The 20,788-nt window shown below is 36.5% G+C and carries 22 protein-coding genes and 2 pseudogenes; 9 read left to right on the top strand and 15 right to left on the bottom strand.

Going from position 1 to position 20,788, the window contains the following annotated elements; translation table 11 throughout:
• Both ACLHG9_RS00755 and ACLHG9_RS00750 read left to right on the top strand, forming a co-directional pair.
• Positions 1 to 262 (top strand): annotated as a pseudogene (locus ACLHG9_RS00755) (RHS repeat-associated core domain-containing protein); the annotation flags it as partial.
• 631 nt (positions 263 to 893) lie between these two features.
• Positions 894 to 1,334, top strand: a complete 441-nt coding sequence (locus ACLHG9_RS00750) for a tetratricopeptide repeat protein (protein WP_410219704.1) — start codon at positions 894 to 896, stop codon at positions 1,332 to 1,334.
• A gap of 66 nt (positions 1,335 to 1,400) precedes the next feature.
• On the opposite strand, the pseudogene ACLHG9_RS00745 reads toward ACLHG9_RS00750, so the two are convergent.
• A pseudogene (locus ACLHG9_RS00745) lies at positions 1,401 to 1,625 on the bottom strand (helix-turn-helix domain-containing protein); the annotation flags it as partial.
• 347 nt (positions 1,626 to 1,972) lie between these two features.
• Here ACLHG9_RS00745 and ACLHG9_RS00740 point away from each other — a divergent pair.
• The 5 genes from ACLHG9_RS00740 to ACLHG9_RS00720 all read left to right on the top strand — a co-directional run bounded on the left by ACLHG9_RS00740 (position 1,973) and on the right by ACLHG9_RS00720 (position 3,978).
• On the top strand, positions 1,973 to 2,377 hold the full coding sequence (locus tag ACLHG9_RS00740) for an RHS repeat domain-containing protein (RefSeq protein WP_410219703.1): 405 nt from the start codon (positions 1,973 to 1,975) through the stop codon (positions 2,375 to 2,377).
• Positions 2,378 to 2,584: 207 nt separating this feature from the next.
• Positions 2,585 to 2,812 carry a hypothetical protein gene (locus tag ACLHG9_RS00735; RefSeq protein WP_410219702.1) on the top strand — a complete coding sequence of 76 codons (228 nt, stop codon included), beginning with the start codon at positions 2,585 to 2,587 and terminating at the stop codon, positions 2,810 to 2,812.
• Positions 2,788 to 3,006: a hypothetical protein gene (locus tag ACLHG9_RS00730; protein ID WP_410219701.1), complete on the top strand. Its 219-nt coding sequence runs from the start codon at positions 2,788 to 2,790 to the stop codon at positions 3,004 to 3,006. The genes ACLHG9_RS00735 and ACLHG9_RS00730 overlap by 25 nt, the downstream gene beginning before the upstream one ends.
• A gap of 55 nt (positions 3,007 to 3,061) precedes the next feature.
• Positions 3,062 to 3,364: a hypothetical protein gene (locus ACLHG9_RS00725; protein WP_410219700.1), complete on the top strand. Its 303-nt coding sequence runs from the start codon at positions 3,062 to 3,064 to the stop codon at positions 3,362 to 3,364.
• A gap of 53 nt (positions 3,365 to 3,417) precedes the next feature.
• Positions 3,418 to 3,978 (top strand): AAA family ATPase, encoded by a 561-nt coding sequence (locus tag ACLHG9_RS00720; protein ID WP_410219699.1) that lies wholly within the window; start codon positions 3,418 to 3,420, stop codon positions 3,976 to 3,978.
• 55 nt (positions 3,979 to 4,033) lie between these two features.
• Here ACLHG9_RS00720 and ACLHG9_RS00715 read toward each other — a convergent pair whose 3' ends face one another.
• From ACLHG9_RS00715 to ACLHG9_RS00685, 7 genes are all read right to left on the bottom strand, one after another.
• Positions 4,034 to 5,791, bottom strand: coding sequence for a hypothetical protein (locus tag ACLHG9_RS00715; RefSeq protein ID WP_410219698.1), 1,758 nt, complete (start codon positions 5,789 to 5,791; stop codon positions 4,034 to 4,036).
• A gap of 12 nt (positions 5,792 to 5,803) precedes the next feature.
• The gene (locus ACLHG9_RS00710) at positions 5,804 to 6,601 is read right to left on the bottom strand and encodes a hypothetical protein (protein ID WP_410219697.1); all 798 of its coding nucleotides are present in this window, start codon (positions 6,599 to 6,601) and stop codon (positions 5,804 to 5,806) included.
• Positions 6,601 to 7,338 carry a hypothetical protein gene (locus ACLHG9_RS00705; protein WP_410219696.1) on the bottom strand — a complete coding sequence of 246 codons (738 nt, stop codon included), beginning with the start codon at positions 7,336 to 7,338 and terminating at the stop codon, positions 6,601 to 6,603. Before ACLHG9_RS00705 ends, ACLHG9_RS00710 begins: the two co-directional genes overlap by 1 nt.
• Complete coding sequence (locus ACLHG9_RS00700; RefSeq protein ID WP_410219695.1) at positions 7,338 to 8,180, bottom strand: hypothetical protein; 843 nt, start codon at positions 8,178 to 8,180, stop codon at positions 7,338 to 7,340. Before ACLHG9_RS00700 ends, ACLHG9_RS00705 begins: the two co-directional genes overlap by 1 nt.
• A 175-nt stretch (positions 8,181 to 8,355) precedes the next feature.
• Entirely contained in the window at positions 8,356 to 9,291 is a 936-nt protein-coding gene (locus ACLHG9_RS00695; RefSeq protein WP_410219694.1) for an NADP-dependent oxidoreductase, read from the bottom strand.
• Positions 9,292 to 9,305: 14 nt separating this feature from the next.
• Positions 9,306 to 10,223, bottom strand: coding sequence for a ketopantoate reductase family protein (locus tag ACLHG9_RS00690; RefSeq protein ID WP_410219693.1), 918 nt, complete (start codon positions 10,221 to 10,223; stop codon positions 9,306 to 9,308).
• A 218-nt stretch (positions 10,224 to 10,441) separates the two neighbouring features.
• Positions 10,442 to 12,868, bottom strand: coding sequence for a heavy metal translocating P-type ATPase (locus ACLHG9_RS00685; RefSeq protein WP_410219692.1), 2,427 nt, complete (start codon positions 12,866 to 12,868; stop codon positions 10,442 to 10,444).
• Positions 12,869 to 13,056: 188 nt separating this feature from the next.
• Between ACLHG9_RS00685 and ACLHG9_RS00680 the strand changes: the two genes are divergently transcribed.
• Positions 13,057 to 14,214 (top strand): helix-turn-helix domain-containing protein, encoded by a 1,158-nt coding sequence (locus ACLHG9_RS00680; RefSeq protein WP_410219691.1) that lies wholly within the window; start codon positions 13,057 to 13,059, stop codon positions 14,212 to 14,214.
• Between the two features lie 189 nt (positions 14,215 to 14,403).
• Positions 14,404 to 14,967 (top strand): outer membrane beta-barrel protein, encoded by a 564-nt coding sequence (locus ACLHG9_RS00675; RefSeq protein ID WP_410219690.1) that lies wholly within the window; start codon positions 14,404 to 14,406, stop codon positions 14,965 to 14,967.
• 47 nt (positions 14,968 to 15,014) lie between these two features.
• Here the strand turns inward: ACLHG9_RS00675 and ACLHG9_RS00670 are convergent, their stop codons facing one another.
• From ACLHG9_RS00670 to ACLHG9_RS00640, 7 genes are all read right to left on the bottom strand, one after another.
• Positions 15,015 to 15,617 (bottom strand): methyltransferase domain-containing protein, encoded by a 603-nt coding sequence (locus ACLHG9_RS00670; protein WP_410219689.1) that lies wholly within the window; start codon positions 15,615 to 15,617, stop codon positions 15,015 to 15,017.
• Positions 15,618 to 15,624: 7 nt separating this feature from the next.
• Positions 15,625 to 16,413, bottom strand: coding sequence for a sulfite exporter TauE/SafE family protein (locus ACLHG9_RS00665; RefSeq protein WP_410219688.1), 789 nt, complete (start codon positions 16,411 to 16,413; stop codon positions 15,625 to 15,627).
• Positions 16,414 to 16,555: 142 nt separating this feature from the next.
• Positions 16,556 to 17,089, bottom strand: a complete 534-nt coding sequence (locus ACLHG9_RS00660; RefSeq protein WP_410219687.1) for an SRPBCC family protein — start codon at positions 17,087 to 17,089, stop codon at positions 16,556 to 16,558.
• Between the two features lie 47 nt (positions 17,090 to 17,136).
• Positions 17,137 to 17,811 (bottom strand): N-acetylmuramoyl-L-alanine amidase, encoded by a 675-nt coding sequence (locus ACLHG9_RS00655; RefSeq protein ID WP_410219686.1) that lies wholly within the window; start codon positions 17,809 to 17,811, stop codon positions 17,137 to 17,139.
• Positions 17,804 to 18,226, bottom strand: coding sequence for a retropepsin-like aspartic protease (locus tag ACLHG9_RS00650; protein WP_410219685.1), 423 nt, complete (start codon positions 18,224 to 18,226; stop codon positions 17,804 to 17,806). The genes ACLHG9_RS00655 and ACLHG9_RS00650 overlap by 8 nt, the downstream gene beginning before the upstream one ends.
• A 1-nt stretch (position 18,227) precedes the next feature.
• Complete coding sequence (mdh, locus tag ACLHG9_RS00645) at positions 18,228 to 19,166, bottom strand: malate dehydrogenase (RefSeq protein ID WP_410219684.1); 939 nt, start codon at positions 19,164 to 19,166, stop codon at positions 18,228 to 18,230.
• A 99-nt stretch (positions 19,167 to 19,265) separates the two neighbouring features.
• Positions 19,266 to 20,696 (bottom strand): hypothetical protein, encoded by a 1,431-nt coding sequence (locus tag ACLHG9_RS00640; RefSeq protein WP_410219683.1) that lies wholly within the window; start codon positions 20,694 to 20,696, stop codon positions 19,266 to 19,268.
• Positions 20,697 to 20,788: the final 92 nt, after the last annotated feature.

The raw sequence follows: 20,788 nt of genomic DNA, 5'->3' as shown, positions 1-20,788 counted from the left end.
GATGCTGCAGCGGGATGACTACTATGCGTTTGGGTTGAGGAAGAGTGTGAACGGCGGGAACAACAAATATCTATACAATGGCAAAGAACTACAGGATGAACTGGGACAGTACGATTACGGAGCCAGGTTCTATGATCCGGTAATCGGGCGTTGGAACGTGGTGGATCCGCTGGCGGAGTACTATGATGATTTCTCTCCTTATAATTATGTACTTAACAACCCTGTAAACTATATTGATCCTGACGGTATGAGGGTAGAAGATGGTCCGCATTATATTGCATCTACCCATGTTGATGAAAGAGGAAAGGTAATAAAGCGTGTTGACGATGGCGATAATTCCGTTTACCAGATTGTAGATAGACAGAAGTATGATAAAGATCCCACTACGGGAAGGGTAAAGATAGGAACGGAAAGGCAGGGTGTTGATTATAACAGCCTAGTTGGCCAAAATCTAACCCCCCTTCTTTACGATCCCAATCCGATACCGTTAAATACTGTTTCGGTAACGGCGAAAAAACCTAGTTCGGCGTGGGGTGCAATTGGCATTGGGCTGACAGTTCGCACTGGGACACTTTGGGGAGCTGAGGGCGCAAATCCTGAGCCTGTCACAAAAACCATTGGAGCGATTGCCCTGACAGCTTATTCAGCTTACGTAATTGGCGATGCAATCACAAATTATTACTACGGCAAGCAGAAAGAAGAGGAATGGAACCAGCGTATTTTGGAAGCATCTGAGCATACAAAGGGAGCAAGGCCAAGTACAAAAGGCAAACATCAAAAAGGACAAGCTAGGAAAGCCGCAGACAGAGGCGGGGAGAAAGGAGAAAAAATGGCTCCAAGAAAACGTCCAGGAGGATGGAAAGGTCCTTGGCCACCAAAAAATTAGATAAATTATGAAAGGAGATAGATTATATGGGCTTGCTTTGAAAGAAGCCTCTACGGATTCTGCGGAACTAAGCAGGGTATTTGCTCTGCTTGAAAAAGCAAAAAAAATGAAAAACTACAAAGCCACCTATGCCTTAGGTACATGGTATTTGTTTGGGAAATATGTAGAAAAAGATATTAATAAGGCCTTTGAGTTGTTTTTATTAGCGTCTGAGAATAACATTCCAGAAGCTTGTTACGATATAGCAAAATGTTATGAAGAAGGTATCGGCACGAAAAAAGACCCTAATAATGCTTTTTTTTATTATATGAAAGCGGCATTATTAGGCGATAGACAGTCTATATATGAGGTTGGGAGGTTGTACTATTATGGAATTGGGATAAAGAAAAATATAGAATTAGCTAATTTATGGCTGGATATGGCTGATTTCTATGGAATACAAGATTAAGGGTCGTCATGCCCTAAAATAGAATTAGAAGCCCAGCGATGTGAATATTGCTGGGCTTTGCTTGTTTTACATTGTCGCTATGCTCTTCAGCTTTGCGGCCTTTATGAAAGCGTCTATTGTGGCGAACACGTGGGAGCGGTTCTCCGCATCCAGTCCCTGTACCTCTTTCAGGTGTTTCAGCGTATCGTTGTCTATCTGTTCGTATTCTGCGTCCTTTACCAGGTAATCGAGTGTAACGGTCAGTGCATCGGCAATCTTTGCCGCCACATCTATCGAGGGCACATTTTCGCCACGTTCGTACTTTTAAATAATTTCAGGGGAGGTATAATATGGCGAACGAGGTTACACTTGTGGCCATCAGTAGTAAATATGCTATTAAAAGGAGAAGGCAGAACATTGAACAACAATGGCACCTATACTTATCAATGCGATTTGAAGGATCACCTTGGAAATGTTCGGGGAAGTTTCGATATTTACTGAAGGAGCTGTGCGGATGTTGCAGCGGGACGATTATTCATAGGTTGTTATTGTTTTTCAATGGTATTCATGAGCTCGGCCATGCCTCGGTTATTATGCCTTCGGGTTGAGGAAGAGTGTAAACGGGGGGGAACAACAAATACCTGTACAACGGGAAGGAGTTGCAGGATGAATTGGGACAATATGATTATGGCGCGAGGTTCTATGCTCCGGTTATTGGTAGGTGGAACGTCATAGATCCGCTGGCGGAGAAAATGAGAAGATATTCGCCTTACAATTATGGTTTCAATAACCCAATTAGGTTTGTTGATCCTGATGGGATGATGCCATTTGATGATTATTATAGTAAGCTTAATGGAAAATATTTAGGAAGCGATAATGTAAAAACAAATAATGCCAGATTAATAGATGATAATGTATATCAAGAAAATAAAACGAACGATAACGCATTACAAAATAATAGTAAACTCATAATGGTTGATGATAATATACAAACTAATTTACAGTTAGTAAGAGACAATAGTTTAACAAGTAAAATTGAACATCAAATATATATATCTATCTAAATAGAGAGAATGCTACAATATCATCGGTAATGGGTAAGCCTGGAACTAATTCAAGCACAACATTGACTTCTATTCCAGCTCCATCAACAGGTGTAAATTTTATCGATAATGATGATTCTCCGAGAAATAAAATAATAATTGGGCAAGTGCATTGACATCCAACTTCAACTGAACCAAATATGGTTACTCAAAGCGCTATGTCTTCAATTGACAAGAATAAATGCTTCGGGCAATAGATTGGGCTATATACAGCATAACACTACCAATCTCGTAATTTTTGCAGATGCCGGAAATATTGTACTGAACAATAATGTAGGCATAGGCACAGATACCCCCCAAGAAAAACTTTCTGTAAACGGTAAGATCCGTGCTAAAGAGATCAAGGTAGAGACCGCCAACTGGCAGATTACGTGTTCAACGACGGTTATAGACTGACAGACCTCAAGGAAATAGCAGAATTTATCAAAGCGAACAAGCACCTTCCCGGTGTGCCCTCGGCAGCAGAGGCAGAGAAAGAAGGCATAGAACTGGGCGAGATGAACAAGATACTATTGAAAAAGATAGAGGAACTGACCTTGCATTTGATAGAATTGAAGAAAGAGGTCTCGGAACTCAAGAAAAATAAATAAGCGAAAATGGGTTTATGATCGTTTACCAATAATTGCTTAAAATGAGCTAATAAATATGAAGTACAGACATTTATTTAAAGCCTGGTGGATTTTTTATCAAAAGCTGATCTTGCCATCCCTGGTTACGGCTTTATTATTGGCTGTAGTTTCCTTGCCTGCAAACAGAATTGTTCAGGGAGCGGCATTGGCCTATATCCCTTTAAGTCTATTTTATCAGTATATATTTTATGATTATAGCAGAAAGGGTGAATATCTGTTTTATTATAATTTGGGCTTGGGCAAACCTGTACTCTGGCTCTTCTCATTAATTGCCGCATGTATAGTCGCTATTGGCGTATCTGTACTTTCTTGTTTATAAAGGCAGGTTTAAATTACTGGAGCACCATACAAACTTGTTTGCAAAATTAATCTATGAAAATTTATAATAATCATTTCCATGTTATAAGCGGAGGGCCGGGAGCAGGTAAAACCACCTTGCTGAACGAATTGGAAAGAAGAGGATATCTTGTTGTACCAGAAGAGGCAAGGCGTATTATCAAAGAAGAAATTGCGCGGAAAGGCCAAGGTTTACCATGGGAAAACAAAGCTGCGTATGCTGCTTTAATGCTCGCTGCTTCGGTAACTACCTATAAACGCCTTGATGAGCAGCAAATTCAAAGCTCAGTGTTTTTTGACCGGGCTATTTTAGATACCTTTTGTTACTTGAATATGGAGAACCTAGAGCTGGGCAAAGAAGCAGAAATGCTTGCCGCAAAATACAGGTATAACCAAAAAGTATTTTTGTTGCCTCCATGGCCTGAAATTTATGAAACAGACCGCGAGCGTAAGCAAATCTACGCAGAAGCCGCTCATACTTTTAAGTTGATGAAAACTACTTATGAGCAGTATGGTTATGAAACTATTGAAGTACCCAAAGATACGGTAGAGAACAGGGCAGATTTTGTACTGAAAATCGTAAATAGTTTAAAATAGATGCTAAAACATGTAAGATTGAATCTGTAGAAGTTATGGAAATATTCATTGATTTTTATTCTAAATCCATGCCGCTGCTATTTTTAATGGTAAAGCCGTTTTTATTCAATGTTGTATTAACAGTATCTCTATAATAAATTCCTGTTACTATTATATTTCCTGTTAAAGTTTTTATTCCGCTACCACCTATTGTAAGGTTCGTAAATCCAACATTGGCTGGCACATCTTGTGCTCCAGCAAGATTAAATGCTAATGTATTACAGGTTATGGATGAAGCACCATTTAATATCACTAGGCCATTTCTTCTAAAATCTAACGTGCCGGTTATTGTTATATTAGAATTGTTCAATGTTAGACCGCCCGGAGTGCCACTCTCTATCTCAAGTCTAACATTAGAAAACGTAAAAGTAATATTGTTTATTTGTTGGGAAAACTGTCTGATAAATCTCCATTGAGTTGGATTTACACCATTTAAGGCAAATACAGGTGTATTAGTTCCTACAGTAAAATTCCCACCGCGCCAAATTAATTCATCAACAGTAGAGCCTGTTGTTAATGTTTGAACAGTATTTAAATTTTCATCTTTAAACTCAACATTGGTATAATTACCTAAGGGTACTGTCGAAGCTCTGTTACGAGCATCGGTATATTTTGTATATCCGGTCAGCGTAAAACCATTTAAATCTAGAGTTGCAGTACCGGCAAAATATAAATGCGTGCAGGTAGTATTACCCGTTAATTTTTTTACTCCAGCATTTTGTAATCTAAGTTCTCTATAACCGCCATCATCTGGTACTCTTATTTCCTGATTACCTGAAAAATTATACGAAAAAATATTATCATTCTGATTGGCATAAAATAAACTATTGGCAAGTAAATCTGAATTTAATTTACCTTGCCAGTCAATATTTCCTCTTGTATCTAATTTTGATGATGCATTTAAACCAATTATTTTTTCAAATAAGGTAAATTTCTTTCCTGTTAATGTAACCTCTATATTCTCTTTAATTTCTACGTTTCTCATAACAAACGGATTAACATTTTCAGTTGAATTTGTCGTTATTGTTTTATTATTCGTAGAAAAAATAATTTTTGATTGACCGAAATCATTTATTGAAGATGCATTGGTAAGAATGTCTTTAACAAATTCAAAAACTGTTCCCGATGTAAAATTAGTAGCTAATAATGTATTGGTATTAAATGTTGCTAAATTATTAATACGGATATAATTGTTATTTTTAGCTATCAGATAGCTATTATTACTAAGGGATAAATCATTAGTATCTATATTATAAACGGATAAATCAAATTGACTATTCCCACCTACACTTAAAGTATTAAAAACACTGGTGTTATTTAATAATAATATGGGGCTGGTTAAATTAGAACCTATGTATAGATTATAGTAATCAATAGCTGGTATTACAGGACCAGAATTATTAAACTGGATATTGCTATTCGCAGTTCTTATATACCCGTTCCAATAACTGTTATTTCCTTTAGTTATAGTTGTTTGATTGCCATTATTGTCATTGAATATGCCGTATATATTGATATTTTCAGTTGTTAATGCTGCTCTCTTTATAAATGTAAAACTGCTGTTAATAATTAACTGCTTTATAGAGCCTGTTGTGTTTAAAATGCAATCAGCTTTTATAACAGCAATATGATTTGCTATTGGCACTATACCTAAACTCCAATTGGCAGGGTTATTCCATAAATTACTTACTGTGCCCAAAAATTCATTAATTGTGTCACTTACAATTATTCGGTTAGGTCCTGCTAATATTTTTCCACTTGATGTTACGATCATATTTTATTAATGCTATTTACGGCTTAAAATTCCTTGTGCTGTATAAAGTAAATTATTTGTAAGAAATAATTCTTGATTACTCATAGGTTCTCCCAAAAACATTGATGTGTATCTAGCTGCTGAAAAATTATCTCTATCAGCTTCACTATTTTTACCTCTACATAATAAATTAATATTAAAATTTGGCATTGGTGCAGTAGGGATTCTAGAATTTAAAGTAATTGGTATTATGTTACCGTCTATTGAACATACTGGTGAATTTAGTGTACTATAACTAAATGCTAAGGATTTACCTATTCTTTGTGGAGTATAGGAGTATATACTACCTGTTGGTTCAAATTGAAAACCATTGCTACTGCAACCAAATATACCTGAACCTCCTACTCCTGCCCCTATACCTATACCTTCTCCAGTTTTATCTTGTATTGTTAAACCCACTGATACAGTTGACAATCTACCTTGTGTTGTCAAATTAAAAAAACACCTACCATATCCTGTATTACCATCTCCTTTCACACCTAATAAAGAATGTGTTACAGTACCACCCCAAACTATCCTAAATGCATCATCTGTATCACGCATATCTTTCCAGTTCCATTTATGGGTAGCTGCTCTACCTCCTACAAAACCATATAAGGCTCTTATCTTGGTCCATACGCCAATTCCTTTTAATCCACTAACAATATGATTTACATAGAATCTTTCAGGTTCAGTTAGCATCACGCCATCAATATCTCTAATGGTTTTAATAATGTTTTCGGCATCCTTATCAAAATCAACCAATAATCTTCCTTTATCTAATAATATCATTATATGTTGTATTTAAGTTTAAGATAGGTTTGTGTCTTTAATGTTTCTCCCTGTGTTAGTATTCTAGGAAAAGCTATGACCTCACATATTGAACCAGTGAAAAATACATCCTTATTACCATTAGATAAAAGTCTACAACCTAAAGACAGATTATTAGAAGGTAGTGCTGATGATGGTATATTATTTATAGTAGCACCGTTTACTAACTGATAATTATTACTTTGACTAAATACTGATTTTACATCAAATATATCTATACCTCTTTTTATTATTAAAATTCTTCTCCCGGTTCTAAAATTCCCACCATAACTAATCCACTGAGAACCTATAGTATAAGAAGATATTTGATTATCAGAAATCTGTATGCTACCATTTTCTGTTCCACCAAATCTATTTTGTAATAACCAACCTGTGCTTATATCTCCTATACTAATTAAAGTAAATGCGATATTCCAAATTGTATTTGAACTTGAATTTCTAATTAAAGAGTTTTGATTAGCTACTGTAAAATTTAAACTTTTATTTGTTTGACCAAATAAATTAACTTCACCAAATTTTGGTGGATTTTGACCTATAACAACTTCGTGTATAAAATCATTACCGTTACCACTACAATCAGCCCAAGTATTTACATCATCTCCAATAGATGGTTGAGCAGCTCCATATCCATTTACATGGTCAGAGTTTAACCAACAACTTGGATTTAAATCACCTATGTATTTTTCTAAGTTATTCATTATCCTCTTCCTATACTTCTTTGTGCTACAGTAATGTCGTGTGAGAATACTTTAGCTTGTGATATTGTTAATGATTGTTGTAATATTGCGGCAAAAGAGCAAGTTTTATCTGATGGGTAAACTTGAGAATCTCCATTTCTTGCTCCTATCCAAAAGTCTAAATTATTAGTTATATTTAATATCCTGCCATTTGAAGACCCAACCAATTCTCCTCGTAAATAAAAAGAAGATAAACCGCTATCAAATGTTCCTAATACACATCCTTTAGTATTAGTATTAGGATATTGAACATCTACTGTACTCTGTCCAAATAAAACTCGGGCTACATTTCCTGGGGTTAACATATTTATTGCAGTACTACCACCATCATACCATCCCATTTCAACTGATTGTATATTTGATTGTGTATTAGAATAATATATCATTGTTGCTTTACCAGTAATTGCAAATTGTGTAGATTTAAAAAATGTATTAGCATAAGCAGGATTACTGACATTTCTTACCCATTCAATACCATTAATAGTGTGATTAATGATACCTGAACTATATACAAGCCTGTTAGCACTATTTGTATTTTGAGGATTTAGAAAGTTAAAACTATGGCTATCTGCATTACCTCCAATCACAGGATATACAGCACCAGTAGTAATACCTGCTTTTCTACAGGCATTATCTATCTGATTTAAATATTGTAAACTTAAACTATTATGCTTGATATTGCCATTTACATCAGCTGCATCTATAAAATTTGAAACTCTGGAAGAAAAACCTATTAAATACATTGCTACCCTAACTTTATCATAAGACTCCTTAATTATTTTAGTAGGGATAACGTTAACCATTCTGATAATCTAAAGTAGATTGCGGTAATAACCGATCTGAAGATGTAGCGTTAACTCCTGAATATAAATATAGTAATCGGCTATTAATTTTACTATTTTAAAATTCAAATTTGGAATATTTATTTGGTTGCCTAAAGTAAAAATGCCTTAGATCTCTTAGTAAAGAGTATGGTTTTTAAAAACTAACAACAATTTTACCTCGTGTTTTGCCACTTTCTATCTGCCTGTGTGCAGCTACCATTTCATCAAAAGAAAAAACATGGCTGATGAAAGGTTTTAAGATACCCTTAGCCAAGAGATCAGCAATAAAATTTAGATCTTTGGTGTTTTGCTTAACCAATAGAGGGTAGCCATGTTTACCCTGGGCTTCTGCCAGTTGGCTAACTTGTGCATTTAAAATACTGGGGATACTTACAATGGTAGCACCCGCTTTCATCGTTTTTAAAGATCTTTCGATATAATCACCGCCAATCGTATCAATTACAAGATCTATGTCTTTTATCTCATCTTCAAAAACTGTGGTTTTATAATCAATACATTCATTTGCACCCAAGTCTAAAACAAAATCTTTGTTGCCTGCTGATGCTGTACCAATCACATAAGCCCCAAAATATTTGGCCAGTTGTACCGCAAAATGCCCAACGCCACCTGCTGCGGCATGTATCAAAACCCGCTGATTGGCCTGTACAGGAGCAAAGTTCTTAAGCGCTTGTAAAGCTGTAAGTGCAGCTATACCTGAGCATGCAGCTTCAGCATAAGCTACATGAGTGGGTATAATCGCTAAATCTTTGGCAGGTGCAACAGTAAATTCGGCATAGGCATTACCGGGATCTGGGAAACAGATCATTCCGAAAACGCGATCACCCGTTTTAAAAGTTTTTACATTTTCGCCTGAGCTTATTATATCGCCTGCAATATCCCAACCTAATATCAAAGGCAGTTTTTCTTTAAAGGCAGGTCTTTGTCCGGCGCGTACCTTTACATCAATGGGATTTATGCTGATAGACCTTGTTTTGATCAGTATCTCTTCAGGGCCAGCAACAGGAATTTCTTTCTCGATATATTCCAGATTTTCTGCCGGGCCAAACGTTTTGAGGATAATGGCTTTCATTGCGTAAAAATTAATTATTTTAAGCTTTCATACATTTTTTTAAATGTTGGGACTGGCAATCCCAGTTTTTCAGATTCATGCACCATATAGCCCGTAAGCGACTCTAATTCAGTATGCTGTTTACGATTTGCAAAATCAGCATGCATGGATGAAGTGGCCAAAGGCGGCATTGCTTGCAGTTTGTTCAGGGTAATTTCCTCGATGTTCGCTGAAACCGGAATTTGTTTGGCTTTTGCAAGCTGTACACCTTCTTTAACCAATTGTAAAAGATTGTCTTTCTTTTCAGAATCCTTAAGTATGGCACCCATACCTTGGTTGTAAAATGAGGTGGAAGTAGCCGTGGCAGAGATAAAGATGAATTTTTCCCAAATGATTTTTAAAATATCGTTAGATAGTTTTGCATGAATATCTGCTTGTTTAAACAAGCTTTCGAGCTGTACCAAACGTTCATCTTCGGTTTGATCCAAACCAAAAAACAGGTTTTCAGTACTGCCTGTATTTTCAACTTTACCGGGAGCGGTTAATCTCGAAATAATATAAACACAACCTTCTGTCACTAAATTATTGGGATAATATTTTTGGATAACTTCTCTGCTGTTTACGCCATTGAGTAAGGGAATGATAATGGTTTTATCAGAAATGCAGGGTTTTAGTTGTAGAACCGTTGCTTCAAGATCATAATTTTTGGTGCAGAGCATAATTACATCTGCTTTTCCCAAAGTAGCAGGATCATCTGTTGCTATTTTAGGTTTTACAAGCCATTGTTCGGTCCCTCTTACAATAGTTAGGCCATTTATTTGGATAGCCTTAAGGTTTTCGCCTCTGGCAAGGAAATCAATTTCCACCGTTGGATTATCGTGAAATTTTTTAGCCAACAGGCCCCCGAAATAACCCCCAACTCCTCCAATTCCGGCAATGATAATCTTTGTCATGTTTATGCTTGCTTATAAAAAGAAACAGGCTCAAATTGAGAAACTGGTTAAATTTAGAAATACACGTCATTCTGAACTTGTTTCAGAATCTTTTTATAAGTAGACCCTGAAATAAATTCAGGGTGACGGAGTATAGCTATTATGAACTAAATCTAAACAGTTTTTAAGCCTTGTTTATTATTAACGCCAAATTTTAGGGTAAAGATATGCTTTTAAGCCTATATCTTTTTCCATTTTAAACGCAAGCTGTTGCCGACCACACTTACCGAGCTGAACGCCATAGCGGCTCCGGCCCACATGGGATCGAGCAGAAAACCATTTATTGGATACAATAAACCTGCAGCAACTGGAATGCCTATTACATTGTAGATAAATGCCCAAAACAGGTTTTGTTTAATGGCATTGGTGGTGTATTTAGATAAGCGTATGGCATCCGCAATTTTAGATAGATCAGAAGAGATGATGGTCATTTTGGCTACATCCATGGCAATATCGCTGCCTTTGCCCATGGCAATGCTTACATCGGCTTGTGCCAGCGCATTACTGTCGTTTATACCATCGCCTACCATGGCTACCACCTTGCCTTCTTGTTGTAAGTTTTTGGCAAATTGCGCTTTTTCTGCAGGTAAGACGTTGGCTTTGTAGGCATCTATGCCTAACTGGTCTGCAACAGCTTTTGCGGTATGCTCATTATCGCCGGTTAGCATGTAAACCTTTATATCTTGTTTATGCAACAGATTGATAGCTTCGGCAGAACTGTCTTTGATTTGGTCGGCAATGGCAATGGCAGCTAATAAATTTTGTTCGTTGGCATAGAGAACTACGGTCTGCGCTTTGTTCAAATGCTCATCTATCCATTGTTGCTGTAATGTGTCTGTTTGTATATGAAGTCTTGAGATGAGCTTTTGATTACCGATATAATAGGTTTCTGTACCATATTGACCTTTTATGCCTTCACCACTTATATTTTCGATGGTTAAACCATCTATAAACCTGCTTTCATTTTTAAGGTAATTTACAATAGCTTCTGCAAGCGGATGTTCAGAAGATTTTTCGACACTATACAAGATGTTTTTTTGTTCCTCGCTTACCGCGGTAAACCATTTTAGGGCAGTAACGGTGGGTTTGCCTTCGGTAATGGTTCCGGTTTTATCTAAAATAACGGCATTTACCTTTTTAGCCAGTTCAAGGCTTTCGGCATCTTTAATCAGAATACCTTGCTCTGCACCTTTACCCACACCAACCATAATAGCGGTTGGTGTTGCCAGTCCTAACGCACAAGGACAGGCAATAACCAATACCGTTACAAATGCAATAAGCCCTTGCACAAAAGCATTATCGCCACCAAGCACATTCCATAAAATAAAAGCCAATAAGGCAATGCCCATTACAACGGGTACAAAGATGGCGGCAATTTTATCTACCAGTTTTTGTACAGGTGCTTTACTGCCCTGTGCGTCTTCAACCATTTTAATGATATGGGCAAGTACGGTATCTGAACCTACTTTTTGTGCTTTAAACTGAAAACTTCCTTTTTGGTTAATGGTTCCTGCAAAAACCAAACTGCCCTGATTTTTGGCTACGGCAACAGGCTCGCCACTGATCATACTTTCATCTACATAAGATGAACCATTGATCACCTCCCCATCTACGGCTATACGTTCGCCGGGTTTAACCAATAAAACATCGTTTACTTTAACAGAGCTAATTGGCATTTCCATCTGATGGCCGCCATCATGAACAACCGTTACGGTTTTAGGTTGCAATCCCATTAATTTTTTAATGGCCGTGCCGATGTTTCCTTTGGCTTTTTCTTCCAGTAATTTACCCAAAAGAATGAAAGCGATAACGATACCGGCCGCCTCAAAATAAACATGGGTATGGATACCTTTCTGGTGTAAATAATCAGGAAATAAGGTGATGAAAACGCTGAAAATATAAGCCGTTCCTGTGCTGATGGCCACCAAGGTATCCATGTTGGCAGAACGGTGTTTGGCCTGTTTCCAGGCTCCTGTAAAGAACTGGCTGCCATAATAAAAAAGCATAGGCGTAGCCAAGGCCCACATCATGTAATTGGCATAAGGCATATCCATGAAGAACATGCCGATAATAAATAAAGGAATGGCAAAGATCATGGCACCGGTTACCTTGCCTTTTAAGCTTTTGTAATGATTTTCTTTAATTCTTTCTAATTCATCCTTCGCGTCTTCAGATTCATCAATAATTAAATCGTAGCCCGAAGCTTGTACAGCTCTCTTCAATGTCTGTGGATCGGTTAGGCCCGGTACATATTCTACTTTGGCTACGGCATTGGCATAATTTACTTCGGCATTGATCACACCGGTTACACCGTTAAGCGCATCCTGAGTATTACCGGCACATGATGCACAAGCTAAACTCAATACAGGAAAACTTTTTTTAACGGTGGGTACATTGTAACCCAGATCGCGTATTTTTTGTACAGCCTTTTGTACCACTTCTTTAGGGTTTTGCTTGGCCGTAATCAGTGCTTTTCTATTGTTCAATTCTACTGTATGCGTGGCAATACCATCAACATCTTTTAAACCTTTATCAACGATAAGGGCACAATGTTCACTTTCAACATCTTGTAAAGGTATTTCTATAACTTGTTCTTTTGCTGTCATGATATTTTTTCAATGATCTACACAAAGGTCGGTACAATGCCTTTCATATCTTTATATTATTTTTTAAAAGGTTTGTATGATTTTGCAATGGGGTTAAGTCTTAAAAGTTGTATAAAAGCGAAATATATTTCTGTAATAACTAAATAATCAGCAATTTAGCTTATATGTAATCAACCCTGAATATCAAAATGGATTGGATTTTATTCCTGCATATTTTCACTATCATTAATAAAGTACTGTTGTTTCCGCTTTTCTTTTTCAGAAAACACAATTCTATGGCAAACCGTATGCTGGCCTTGTTGATACTGCTGCCAGTATTTCCCATTGTTTCCAATTATATTTTCTACCAAGGGCCATCCGTATATTTTGTGCCCTCGTTATTTATATCGCAAATTATTTTTAGCTTTTTTGGTCCCGTTTACCTGTTCTACTGCTTGCAGATGATAGGGAAACCATTTAAAATAGATAAGAAGAAATTATTTCATCTGCTTCCGTCTTTTAGTGTAGCTGTACTTTTTATCTGTTATTTACTGGCCGGAAATAAAACACAGCTTGCTTTTGAGCAAAGTTTCTATAACGGTAATTATAGAGCCTGGCCTATGCTGGTGTCTTCTTTGGTACCTATAACTATTGTATTGATTTATGTTGCAGCTTCTGCCCATATGGTTTTTAAGCATATTGCATTGTACAAAGAGGTTTTTTCCAATTTAGAAAGCCTAAGAATAGGTTATATTTTTGAATTTAATTTCATTATCATAGCAGAAATTGTGCTGCTGATCCTACTATCTACTTTTGTTTCATTTTATTATATAGATCTGGTATGGATACCCTTATTGGGCAATGTAATGTACCTCTACATTGTGTATAAGAGCTACAATTATGGAATGATTTTCTCTGAAGATGATTACCGTTTGTTTCAGGAAAAATATATTCCTTTAAACCATTACCATCAGCAAAAGGAAAAATATTCGAATTCAAATCTCTCTGTCGCTAAAATTGAGGAGTATGCTATACAAGTCCTAACCTTTTTTGACGAAGAAAAATGTTATTTGGATCCAGATTTAAATCTATCCGTATTGGCTAACCGGATTCAAATTCCTTCACACGCATTATCGCAGGTCATCAACCAAAAATTCGGCAAGAATTTTTTTGATTTCGTAAACGCATACCGTACCGATGCATTTAAGGAGAAATTACTGGATAAACAATTTATGCATATTAAGCTCGAAGAATTGGCTTATATGTGCGGGTTCAATTCAAAAGCATCATTTCAGCGGGCATTCAAAAAATATACGGGAATGACCCCAAGCACATACCGTGAACTGGAGTTAAGGCATATTGCTTAATGCTTTAAATCTTTTTATAACTATAAGGAATACATCTTTTTGTTTTGTGATTGTGTGTAATATGTTGTTATACAGTTTGATAAATATGTGGCTCACTTTATAAAGTGAGCCTTTTTTGTACAAAAGGCTATCTACTTTTGGATTGTCGAACAAACAAATTTATTAACCAATTACAAACAATTTTAAGTAATGAAAAAACAATTATTCTTTTTATTCTTTTTGATCGGTGGCGGTTTTACCGCTTTTGCACAAGAGTACAAAGCTTTTAAAGTTGATCTGAGTTTAGGCTATGCCGCACCAACTGGAGGGGGTGAAGGTACCAAAGCAGGGCTTACTTTTACCATAGAACCTCACTATCGTTTATTTGATGAGTTGGCGGTGGGTTTAAGATTTGAAGGCGCAGCTTTGGCTCGTGTAAATAATACAGGTAATGATGATTCGGATGCAAAAGTTTCTGTATTGAGTTCTTATACTGCTACTGGCGATTATTATTTTGGTAAAAGCAGTTTCAGACCTTTTGCGGGTGCTGGTTTGGGATTTTTTAAATCGGCTTCTGTAACCTTAAATGAAAGCACGATGCAAAATGGCAATACAGAGATTATACCTGGTTCAACCCAATTTGGATTTTTTCCGAGAGTAGGTTTTGAAACAGGTCATTTTCGCATGTCGGGAGAGTATAATATGATTAAAGATGGTGGCTATTTAGCCGCTAAGATTGGTTTCTTCTTTGGCGGAGGAAAGAAAAGTAAATGATATAAGGTTACAATGACAAGGCCAGAATAGGCTTGTTGCTAATCTATTTAAGATTCGTAAAGAGGAGGGGTAGGCTTTTTATTCAAGATAATAAAAAGTTCTGCCCCTTTTCTGGCTTCTATGCTATTATAGCATAATTCCATAACTTGAATCTCAAAGTATGGCAAAAAAATGTGCCGGTATTCTACTTCCCGTCCGCCATGTGGAGGGCCTTCATGCGCAAACATTCGGTTAAAAAGCAAACCTATGATCTTACCTTCTGGGTTTAGTAATTCAGCGGATTTTTGGGCATAAGCCTTTCTGTTATTGGGGTTAATGGCACAAAAGAAAGTCTGCTCGATTATGAGGTCATAATTTCCTTCATGCTTAAAAAAATCTTCACATATGATTTTAATAGCAGGATAGGTCGAGAATTTTTCTTTCAATATTTCTACGGCTTTAGGTGCAATATCAATTAAAGTAATATTGGTAAAACCATTTTTTACCAGAAATTCGGCCTCATAGGCATTTCCACAGCCAGGAATTAGAATTACTGCATTTTTATCACTATAATTTTCAAAATAAGTGGTTATTGGAGGAGAAGCATAGCCAATGTCCCATCGTGTTTGCTTGTTTAGCCATCTATCTTGCCAATAATTTTGATCCGGCATTGCTCTGTTATTTTAATAAAGTCTCTTTAGCAATGATATAAATCCCCATACAAAGGATAAACCAGCCAAAAGCGGGTTTTAGTTTTGTCCCTTCAATTTTTTTGGATAACTGCGTACCGATAAATATACCAGTTACGGCTACAGCTGTTACAGATAACAAGAAAGCCCAGTCTGGCGTAAAATGTCCTAAACTACCGGCAAAACCAACTAATGAATTTAATACAATAATGGCCAGCGAAGTGCCAATAGCTTCTTTCATAGATAATTTGCCCAGTATATTTAACGAAGGGATAATCAGAAAACCACCCCCAACACCTACAATGCCGGTAAGAAAACCTACTATCACGCCCTGGAAAGCCATAGTAGCGGGTTTGGGTTTCCCGCTAAGAGATAGATCTGTTTTTCTTTTGCGGATCATAGAATAAGAAGCACCTATCATTAAAACGGAGAACAATAGCATCAGAAACAATTCTCGGGTTATTGCGAAACCCTCAACCGTAAAAATTACAGAAGGAATGTGGGGTAATAAAAATTTGCGTGTAATGAAAATGGCAATAACAGAAGGCACGCCAAAATTAAGTACCGCACCAAGATTAACCAGTTTTTGCTTTAAATAAGCATAAACGCCAAACATGCTGCCCATGCCCACAATAAAAAGTGAATAAGTGGTTGCCAGAACAGGATTGATATTGAAAAGATATACCAGTACCGGCACGGTTAAAATACTGCCACCGCCACCCATAAGCCCTAATGATATGCCTATGAATATTGAAAAGATGTAACCTAAAAAAATCATTTGCGTGTGTTGTTTATGCAAATGTGCAACAACAATTTTAATAAATAGGCTACTTAAGTTGCAAAAACATTATTTTTCGAGTATAATTCATAAAAAAGGTGTCTAAAATTATTTTAGACACCTTTTTTTAAAAGATATTTTGTTATTCTCCTTTTTCAGATTTCTCTTTTAATGAAGCTAATCCATTGTCAAAATCTTTTCCGATCATATAGTCCATCATTAAACTCATCCATTTGCTCATGGTGTTAGGGTTTTCACCACTCATGGTCCAGGTAACTTTATAGCCATCATTCTCTTTCACGATATCAAACTTGCAATTGGCTAAGCTTTCAAAGGGTTTAATGAATTTTAATTCGATGTTTACATTACTGTAAGGAGTGGCGCTCAAAATTTTCATTTGCCCGGATCCGGTTTTATCGCCTGCCCATTCAAATAAATGTCCGGGTTTGCCAACCTCTCCAGTGATAGTAGTTTTAGCAGAAGGTTCCATCTTTATCCACGGATTCCATTTGTTAAACTCATTAAAATTGGCAATGTTTCCATAAATAACACTATCAGGTGCATTAATGGTGGTAGAGCGGTTAACCGAATAGGTCTTTGGTAAAAAAGCACCTACTACAAAAAATAGTAGTATCAATACTACTACAATTGCTAAAAGAATTTTTAAGAATTTCATGTTGTTGTATTTGATTTACTTAAAGATAAACAATTAGCCTTAACATTTTAATTGTTTTTTTGCTGGGGCACACCTTTCAGATTAAGGTCTTTAAGATCTTCCCTTACCTTTTCCATGAAATCTTTGCCCGGATCATCCTTGCCCGTTAGGTAATTAGGATTGGTTTCTTTCCACAATGGAGTGTTTTTAAAACGCGAATATTCATAGTGCCCAATTAAATATTCGATAGGATATTTTGCGGTTAAATACCTTACCAAAGCTTCATTTGCGGCTAGTTGCTCTGGCGTTAAAGGGAAATCGCGGCTACCCACATTCTCAATACCTATGGCACAATAGTTCAGTCCAATTACATGACGTGCAAAATAATTTTCGGGCATCAATCTGTAAATGGTACCGTCGCGGTCTATCAAAAACTGTGAAGAAGTATTTAAACTGCTCACTGAGGCAATGTCTTTACGATCTCCATCTGGCAATTTAGGCGTATTAAATGCATTAAAGGTAGAAGAAAAAGTTTTGGCTGCGGTCCAATGCAGTACAATAATTTTAGGTTCTATAGTAGGCGTACTTTTAACCAAACCATGTCTGTTTTTTAAATACTCTAATGACAACCTAATGCGAGTAGTATCAAAAACAATAGGTTTATCTACTATTTTGATTTGCTGTGCAAAGGAAACTGTATAACTGCTTATGAACAATGCAGCCGCAAAAATCTTTTTATACATATAATCTTAATATTTTGCTTTTGTAATCAATTTTGGCGTGGTATTTCATTAAAATATCGCCACCTATAATGCCATGAATTTCAGGGTGGCCAAGCTGCAGATAGGTTTCGCTTACACTTTGAAGATCAATGGCAACTGCTTCGTAATTCTTAAGGTTAAGTTTGCCTATTTTTAAAACAGAAATAATGCCATGTATGGTTGTGGCACTGCTAAAAATAGTTGCGGCCTGTGTTTCACTGTTTTGTACAAGATCGCTCAAATGCCTTTTCATCAGGCTTTGATCCAGTACAGTTCGTGATGCCCCCGTATCTAAAACGGCAAAAACCTTTTCGTTAAAAACAACAATTTCCACCAAGAGGTGGAAACCGTCATTTTGCAAATTAATAAGATGGAGCGGAACAGATACTGTTCTCATATTAAATCAGGTTCATTTCTGTGAGCACATTGTTCATGTTACGAACCGCATCTGCGCTTTTGTTGAATTTGGCCTGTTCATCGTCATTTAATTTAAAATCAATGATTTTTTCCCAGCCATTTTTGCCGATAATTACCGGTACACCCAAGCAAATATCTTTCTGCCCATATTCACCATCTAAGGCTACACAGCAGGTAAAGAGTTTTTTCTCGTCGCGTACAATGGCTTCGACCAAAGCAGCGCCTGCGGCACCTGGGGCATACCAGGCAGAAGTGCCCAGCAGACCCGTTAAAGTAGCACCGCCAACCATGGTATCGGCAGCAACTTTTTCTAAAGCAACACTATCTAATAAATTGCTAACCGGTAAACTTTGGTAAGTTGCAAAACGGGTTAACGGAATCATGGTCGTATCGCCGTGTCCGCCAATTACAAAGCCTTGTAGATCATTAGCATTACAGTTTAAAGCCTGGCTTAAATAATATTTAAAACGCGAGCTGTCCAAAATTCCGCCCATACCAATGATACGGTTCTTAGGTAAGCCTAAAGATTTTAGAGCTAAATAAGTCATGGTATCCATTGGATTACTGATCACAACAATAATTGCGTCAGGTGAATGTTTAAGTATGTTTTCGGCAACACCTTTTACAATACCCGCATTGATACCGATTAGTTCTTCGCGGGTCATACCTGGCTTACGGGGAAGTCCTGAAGTAATCACTGCGACAGCAGAGCCCGCGGTAGCCTGATAATCGTTGGTTACACCCTTAATTTTGGTGTCAAAGCCTAGTAGGGTGGCGGTTTGCATCATATCAATTGCTTTACCTTCTGCAAAACCTTCTTTAATGTCTAATAAAATAACTTCTTCGGCTAATTCTTTTCTTGCAATATTATCAGCGCATGTGGCTCCTACGGCGCCTGCACCTACTACAGTAATTTTCATATTTATGGATAGGTTTAAGATTATGTTTATTGGTCTAATATATTGATTTGAGTTAGTTTTAAAAATGTTTTTTTGTAATTATTTAATTGGTAATTTACCTTAATCAGCTTTTTTTGGCATAAATTTCCAAGGGAAACGTTTTAAATTTATTGGCGGGCTTTCCTGTCCCTCAACATTATTTACTAATAAATTTTTACCTATAAATTTACCTTTAAACAGGTTTCCTATCCATTGTATGGTTTGGTATTGTTTGTTTGATTTGCTGAATTTTGCCGATACACCGTCGTTATATCTGAACTCGTTTTGTTTAAAGACAATATTTTTGGGCAAGCTGTGTTCTATATCTGCCAATTCCATCTCTAAATTGGTTTTACTGTTGTTTATAAATATATTGTTGTAAATTAAGGTGCTATCTGTTGTGCCTGCAAAATTGAACAGCCTTTTTCGGTTTAAACCATCATTTACGCTTAAATTATACCTAATAATATTGTTTTTGGTCATCATACTTTGTGCACTGATGTCATCAGAAATTACCAGCATAAAACCACCTTCGTTATCGTGGCTGTAGTTGTTTTGTATGGTTGTATGATTGCAATTACCATCAATATCAAAAGATTGCCCGTCGTTAGACCAATCTTGGTTTTTAGTAAAGGCCACCTCGTTATATTGAATAACCGTATTGTCGCTGCTGTGAGGCCAAACGGCAACCGCATTATCTTTAGCCCTGGCCCGCATACCAAAAAGTTTATTATGTTCTACTAAAGCACCATCAAAAGCCTTAACCACAATACCATCGCCGCCAATATCTTCCAATAAGCAATCTTTTATGGTTAAATTTTTATTTGGAAACCAGTTGTCTCTAAAAGCAAAAGTTCCGTTGCCCCTAATACCGTTTCTATCTACTTTTTTAATAATACATTTTTGGATTTTTAAATTTTCGATATTGCTTTTTGCGGGGCCTTTACATTCCCAATAAATCCCATTGCCTTCATTACTGCCTTTTTTATTATCACCGTTTATATCATGGATGTACAAACCGAATAAGTTAATGTTAGAAATGGTGCCAATGTTTTCTGCTAAGATTCTAACTCCGGTAGGACCGTTTTTCTGAAAATCTACCGAAGCATCAAAATTGGTTATTTCTATGTTTTTTACGGTAATGTGGCTTATATTTTTTAGCAAAATACCGTCTCTAACAGTTCCTTTGACATTTATTTTAGGCAAATTGCCATCGCCATAATCGGCAATAGTTATGGGTTTTTTAAATAATCCCGATTGTTTTAATTCGATATGGCCAACCCAGACAGAACCTCTTTTTAAAAGAATCCTGTCACCAGGTTTAAAGACAGACAAATTGATTTTGTCTAAGGTTTTCCAAGCCTGATCTGCAGATGTCCCAGAATTAGAATCTTTCCCTAATTCTGAATCAATGTAATATTTTTGATTTTTCTCTAGCGATTTTCCTTCGCTTTTATAGCCTGAAATGATTAAAAAAGAAAAGAGGCAAAATGGGAGTAGTAGTTTTTTCATCAGTTAAAAGGATAATTCTGCTTTTAAAAATACTCAAATATTATATTTTAAAATTCTTTGTAAATGAAAATCGTCTCTTTGTTGATAATTAA

The organism is Pedobacter sp. (assembly GCF_046462515.1).
Lineage (GTDB): Bacteria > Bacteroidota > Bacteroidia > Sphingobacteriales > Sphingobacteriaceae > Pedobacter.
The sequence above is the reverse complement of the archived record's forward strand: the minus strand, read 5'-3'. Positions and strand labels throughout refer to the sequence as shown.

Coding starts and splice junctions, on each gene's coding strand:
- ACLHG9_RS00750 (WP_410219704.1), top strand. CDS start 894: ATGAAAGGAGATAGATTATATGGGCTTGCTTTGAAAGAAGCCTCTACG.
- ACLHG9_RS00725 (WP_410219700.1), top strand. CDS start 3,062: ATGAAGTACAGACATTTATTTAAAGCCTGGTGGATTTTTTATCAAAAG.
- ACLHG9_RS00720 (WP_410219699.1), top strand. CDS start 3,418: ATGAAAATTTATAATAATCATTTCCATGTTATAAGCGGAGGGCCGGGA.
- ACLHG9_RS00715 (WP_410219698.1), bottom strand. CDS start 5,791: ATGATCGTAACATCAAGTGGAAAAATATTAGCAGGACCTAACCGAATA.
- ACLHG9_RS00710 (WP_410219697.1), bottom strand. CDS start 6,601: ATGATATTATTAGATAAAGGAAGATTATTGGTTGATTTTGATAAGGAT.
- ACLHG9_RS00705 (WP_410219696.1), bottom strand. CDS start 7,338: ATGAATAACTTAGAAAAATACATAGGTGATTTAAATCCAAGTTGTTGG.
- ACLHG9_RS00700 (WP_410219695.1), bottom strand. CDS start 8,180: ATGGTTAACGTTATCCCTACTAAAATAATTAAGGAGTCTTATGATAAA.
- ACLHG9_RS00695 (WP_410219694.1), bottom strand. CDS start 9,291: ATGAAAGCCATTATCCTCAAAACGTTTGGCCCGGCAGAAAATCTGGAA.
- ACLHG9_RS00690 (WP_410219693.1), bottom strand. CDS start 10,223: ATGACAAAGATTATCATTGCCGGAATTGGAGGAGTTGGGGGTTATTTC.
- ACLHG9_RS00685 (WP_410219692.1), bottom strand. CDS start 12,868: ATGACAGCAAAAGAACAAGTTATAGAAATACCTTTACAAGATGTTGAA.
- ACLHG9_RS00680 (WP_410219691.1), top strand. CDS start 13,057: ATGGATTGGATTTTATTCCTGCATATTTTCACTATCATTAATAAAGTA.
- ACLHG9_RS00675 (WP_410219690.1), top strand. CDS start 14,404: ATGAAAAAACAATTATTCTTTTTATTCTTTTTGATCGGTGGCGGTTTT.
- ACLHG9_RS00670 (WP_410219689.1), bottom strand. CDS start 15,617: ATGCCGGATCAAAATTATTGGCAAGATAGATGGCTAAACAAGCAAACA.
- ACLHG9_RS00665 (WP_410219688.1), bottom strand. CDS start 16,413: ATGATTTTTTTAGGTTACATCTTTTCAATATTCATAGGCATATCATTA.
- ACLHG9_RS00660 (WP_410219687.1), bottom strand. CDS start 17,089: ATGAAATTCTTAAAAATTCTTTTAGCAATTGTAGTAGTATTGATACTA.
- ACLHG9_RS00655 (WP_410219686.1), bottom strand. CDS start 17,811: ATGTATAAAAAGATTTTTGCGGCTGCATTGTTCATAAGCAGTTATACA.
- ACLHG9_RS00650 (WP_410219685.1), bottom strand. CDS start 18,226: ATGAGAACAGTATCTGTTCCGCTCCATCTTATTAATTTGCAAAATGAC.
- mdh (WP_410219684.1), bottom strand. CDS start 19,166: ATGAAAATTACTGTAGTAGGTGCAGGCGCCGTAGGAGCCACATGCGCT.
- ACLHG9_RS00640 (WP_410219683.1), bottom strand. CDS start 20,696: ATGAAAAAACTACTACTCCCATTTTGCCTCTTTTCTTTTTTAATCATT.